Annotated in this window: 4 protein-coding genes; 2 read left to right on the top strand and 2 right to left on the bottom strand. The window is 71.6% G+C overall.

From position 1 onward, the window contains the following. Both ACWDSL_RS52355 and ACWDSL_RS52350 read right to left on the bottom strand, forming a co-directional pair. A partial coding sequence (locus ACWDSL_RS52355) for an AAA family ATPase (RefSeq protein ID WP_450496716.1) occupies positions 1 to 1,012 on the bottom strand: 1,012 nt, incomplete at its 3' end. Positions 1,013 to 1,214: 202 nt separating this feature from the next. After that, positions 1,215 to 1,790, bottom strand: a complete 576-nt coding sequence (locus tag ACWDSL_RS52350) for a beta-class carbonic anhydrase (protein ID WP_450496715.1) — start codon at positions 1,788 to 1,790, stop codon at positions 1,215 to 1,217. A gap of 416 nt (positions 1,791 to 2,206) precedes the next feature. Between ACWDSL_RS52350 and rsmH the strand changes: the two genes are divergently transcribed. Further along, positions 2,207 to 3,169, top strand: a complete 963-nt coding sequence (gene rsmH, locus ACWDSL_RS52345; protein WP_450496713.1) for a 16S rRNA (cytosine(1402)-N(4))-methyltransferase RsmH — start codon at positions 2,207 to 2,209, stop codon at positions 3,167 to 3,169. A 94-nt stretch (positions 3,170 to 3,263) separates the two neighbouring features. Next, positions 3,264 to 3,809, top strand: a complete 546-nt coding sequence (locus tag ACWDSL_RS52340; protein ID WP_450496711.1) for an FtsB family cell division protein — start codon at positions 3,264 to 3,266, stop codon at positions 3,807 to 3,809. Positions 3,810 to 3,970: the final 161 nt, after the last annotated feature.

Raw genomic sequence — 3,970 nt, 5'->3', positions numbered from 1 at the left:
GCATGGGGGCCGCGCCGGGCGGCACCTGCTGGCCCGCGCCGCGCGGGGCCGCGCTGGGCACCGGGGTGCGCTGCAGTATGTCCGCGACCACCTGCTCCGCGGTGCGCCGGTTCAGCTGGGCCTGCGCGGTCGGCAGCAGCCGGTGGGCCAGCACGGCCACCGCGAGCGACTGCACATCGTCGGGCAGGGCGAAGTCCCGCCCGGTCAGCGCTGCGGCCGCCTTCGCCGCCCGCAGCAGATGCAGCGTCGCCCGAGGGGACGCGCCCAGCCGCAGATCGGGGTGGTTCCGCGTGGCGGAGACCAGGTCGACCGTATACCGCCGGACCGCCTCGGCCACATGGACCTCGCGGACCGCCTCGATGAGCTTGACGATCTCATGGGCGTGGGCCACCGGCTGCAGATCGTCCAGCGGGGAGACACCGCCATGGACGTCCAGCATCTGGAGCTCGGCCTGCGGGCTCGGATAGCCGATCGACACGCGCGCCATGAAGCGGTCGCGCTGCGCCTCGGGCAGCGGGTACGTGCCCTCCATCTCGATCGGGTTCTGCGTGGCCACGACCATGAAGGGGGTCGGCAGCTCGTAGGTCTGCCCGTCGATGGTGACCTGCCGCTCCTCCATCGACTCCAGCAGCGCCGACTGGGTCTTGGGCGAGGCCCGGTTGATCTCGTCGCCGATGACGATCTGGGAAAAGATCGCACCCGGCTTGAACTCGAAATCCTTCTGCTGCTGGTCGTACACGCTCACGCCGGTGATATCCGACGGCAGCAGGTCCGGCGTGAACTGGATACGGCGCACCGAGCAGTCGATGGACTTCGCGAGCGCCTTGGCAAGCATGGTCTTTCCCACGCCCGGGACATCCTCCAGCAGTAGATGTCCCTCAGCGAGCAGTACGGTCAGCGAAAGCCGCACGACCTCGGGCTTGCCCTCGATCACACCCTCCACCGACCTGCGGATCCGCTCCGCTGTGGTGGTCAGATCGCTGAGGCTCGCTCGCTCGTCATAGGTCGTCACCCGGCCCTCCTCGGCCCGATCTCGGGCCGATGCCCTCGGAACGGACCGGCCCACCGCAACACGCTGACATCAGCCCCCCGCAGACCGCGGGGGGCGATGTCACATACGCATTCTTGCGGTCCCGGCCTCATCTCGTCACTCGGCTGTGGATAACCCGGAGTGATTTGTCGGGACTGGAGGGTTTTGGGGAGTTAAAATGGGCTCACCCGCGTGGCGTCACCTCGCGCAGCAGACCCGTCGTCACGTCGAAGACGAAGCCGCGCACATCATCCTTGTGGAGCAGGAACGGGGAAGTCCGCACCCGCTGCATCGACTGGCGTACGTCGGTGTCGAGGTCCTTGAACGCCTCGACCGCCCACGACGGCCGCTGGCCGACCTCGGCCTCCAGGTCGTGCCGGAAGTCCTCGGTCAGATTCAGCAGGCCGCAGCCCGTGTGGTGGATGAGCACGATGCTGCGGGTGCCCAGCGCGCGCTGGCTGATGGTCAGGGAACGGATGACGTCGTCGGTGACCACACCGCCCGCGTTGCGGATGGTGTGGCAGTCGCCCAGGTCCAGGCCGAGCGCCTCGTGCAGGTCGAGACGCGCGTCCATGCAGGCGACCACGGCGACGCGCAGCACGGGGCGCGCGTCCATACCGGGGTCCTGGAACTCGGCGGCGTAATGGTGGTTGGCCTCTACGAGGCGATCGGTGACCGTACCTCCCGTGCGGGCGGCGCTGTCGGTGCTGGCCGCACTGTCGGAGGGGCGGGGCAGCGGCTGCGGCGCGGATATCGACATGACTGGGACACTACCTTCCACCAGGGGATTTTGTCTTTTCTTTAGATAGGGCAAACGGGTGTATCGACAGGCGTGCGGCCTTCCGTGTGAGAGACCCCACACGGGTGGCGCCCGTGCCTCGAGCGCGCACGCGCGCTCGCTCGACGTGTTTTGACACCCGCGACGGGCACGCTGGCCGGTTGGTTGACCGAAGGGACGAGTGGACTAAAGTGGCGCGAAGTGGGAGGCCCGACGCTCCCCAAGGATCCCGGAATTTCGCGTGAGCGCGGTGCGTACGTACCACTCGGCCTCCTCCCGCTCCGGCCGCCTGACGTCACTTCCCCGGCGCCAGTAGGTCACTTCCCCTTCCGAGCGGGTGGGGACCCAGCGGTGCGTGCCTTCCTCGCCCGACCCTCAGAAGGGCGCACGAGCAGCGCATGAGCAGCAACGCTCTCCACGTCCCCGTCATGCTCCAGCGCTGCCTGGACATGCTCGCCCCCGCCCTGGAGCGGCCCGGAGCGGTCGTGGTGGACTGCACCCTGGGCCTCGGCGGCCACAGCGAGGCGCTGCTGCGCACCTTCCCCGAGGCCAGGCTGGTCGCCCTGGACCGTGACCCGGCGGCGCTCGAACTCTCCGGCGCGCGGCTGGCCCCTTACGGCGACCGGGCGACCCTCGTACACGCCGTCTACGACGAGCTCCCCGAGGTCCTGGCCCGGCTCGGCACCCCGCGCGTCCAGGGGGTCCTCTTCGACCTCGGCGTGTCGTCCATGCAACTGGACGAGGCCGAGCGGGGTTTCGCGTACGCGCAGGACGCGCCGCTGGACATGCGGATGGACCAGACGACCGGGATCAGCGCGGCCGAGGTGCTCAACACCTACCCGCCGGGCGAACTGGTGCGGATCCTGCGGACGTACGGCGAGGAGAAGTTCGCCAGGAAGATCGTGGACGCGGTGGTGCGCGAGCGCGCGAAGGAGCCCTTCCGCAACAGCGCCCGACTGGTCGACCTGATCCGTGAAGCCCTGCCGCAGGCCGCCAAGCGCACCGGCGGCAACCCCGCCAAGCGCACCTTCCAGGCGCTGCGGATCGAGGTCAACGGCGAGCTCACGGTCCTGGAACGGGCGATCCCGGCCGCGGTCGCGACCCTCGCGGTCGGCGGCCGGATCGCCGTCCTCTCCTACCACTCGCTCGAGGACCGCCTGGTCAAGCACGTGCTCGGAGCCGGCGCGGAGACCACCGCACCCCCCGGCCTGCCGGTCGTCCCCGAGCGCTACCAGCCCCGCCTCAAGCTGCTCACCCGCGGCGCGGAGCTCCCCACGGAAGAAGAAATCGCCGAGAACCGCCGTGCCGCCCCCGCCCGCCTGAGGGGCGCGGAGCGCATCCGCGAGGAGGTCGCACCGTGAGCGACGCGCACGCCGTCGCCGGGGCGGTACCTGTGGCCTCGCGGCGCGGGCGGAGAAACGAACGCGTCGTGGACGGGGACAGGGGGACACGGTGATGGCTGGGGGGCCGCGGGTGGCGCGGCGGACGCCGTTTGTGTTGCTGGTCGTGGTGTTGCTGGGGTCCGGGCTGATCGCATTGCTGCTGCTCAACTCCTCCCTCAACCAAGGGTCCTTCGAGCTCAGCAGGCTGGAGAAGCAGACCGACGAGCTCTCCGACGAGCGGCAGGCGCTGCAGCAGGAAGTGGACCGGCTCTCCGCGCCGGACGCGCTTGAGCGGCGGGCCCGGGAGCTCGGGATGGTGCCGGGCGGCAGTCCGGCGTTTCTGAACCCGGACGGCAGCGTCAGCGGCGCGCCCGCCCCCGCCGCCTCCGGCGGTCCCACGGTGTACCGCGCCCCCGGGGCGCCCCTGCCGTCGCTGCCCGCCGCGTCGCCCTCGGCTCAGGCCTCCGCCCCCGGGCCCACGGCGGCATCGCCTGGCGCGGTGTCCGACGACGCCGAGGCATCCCCGGCGCCCTCGGCGTCGCCGGCCGCCGACGGCACCCCGACGACCACCGCGCCCGGCGCCGCCCCGTCCGCGAACTCCACCCCCGCCCCTCGGTAGGTGACACGGTGACGCGACCCTCTGCCCGCGCCAGGACCGCCTGCGCAAAGGCCGCTCCCGGGGCGGCGGCGTGACGGCCCCGCGCGACCCCCGCCGCCTGCCAGGACCCGCCGGACCGCCGCGCGGCGACGGCCGCCCGCGCCAGGGCGCGCCGCGCCGAT

The organism is Streptomyces sp. NPDC000941 (genome assembly GCF_053599555.1).
Note: the sequence above shows the minus strand (reverse complement) of the source record. Positions and strands in the feature narration are given on the sequence as shown.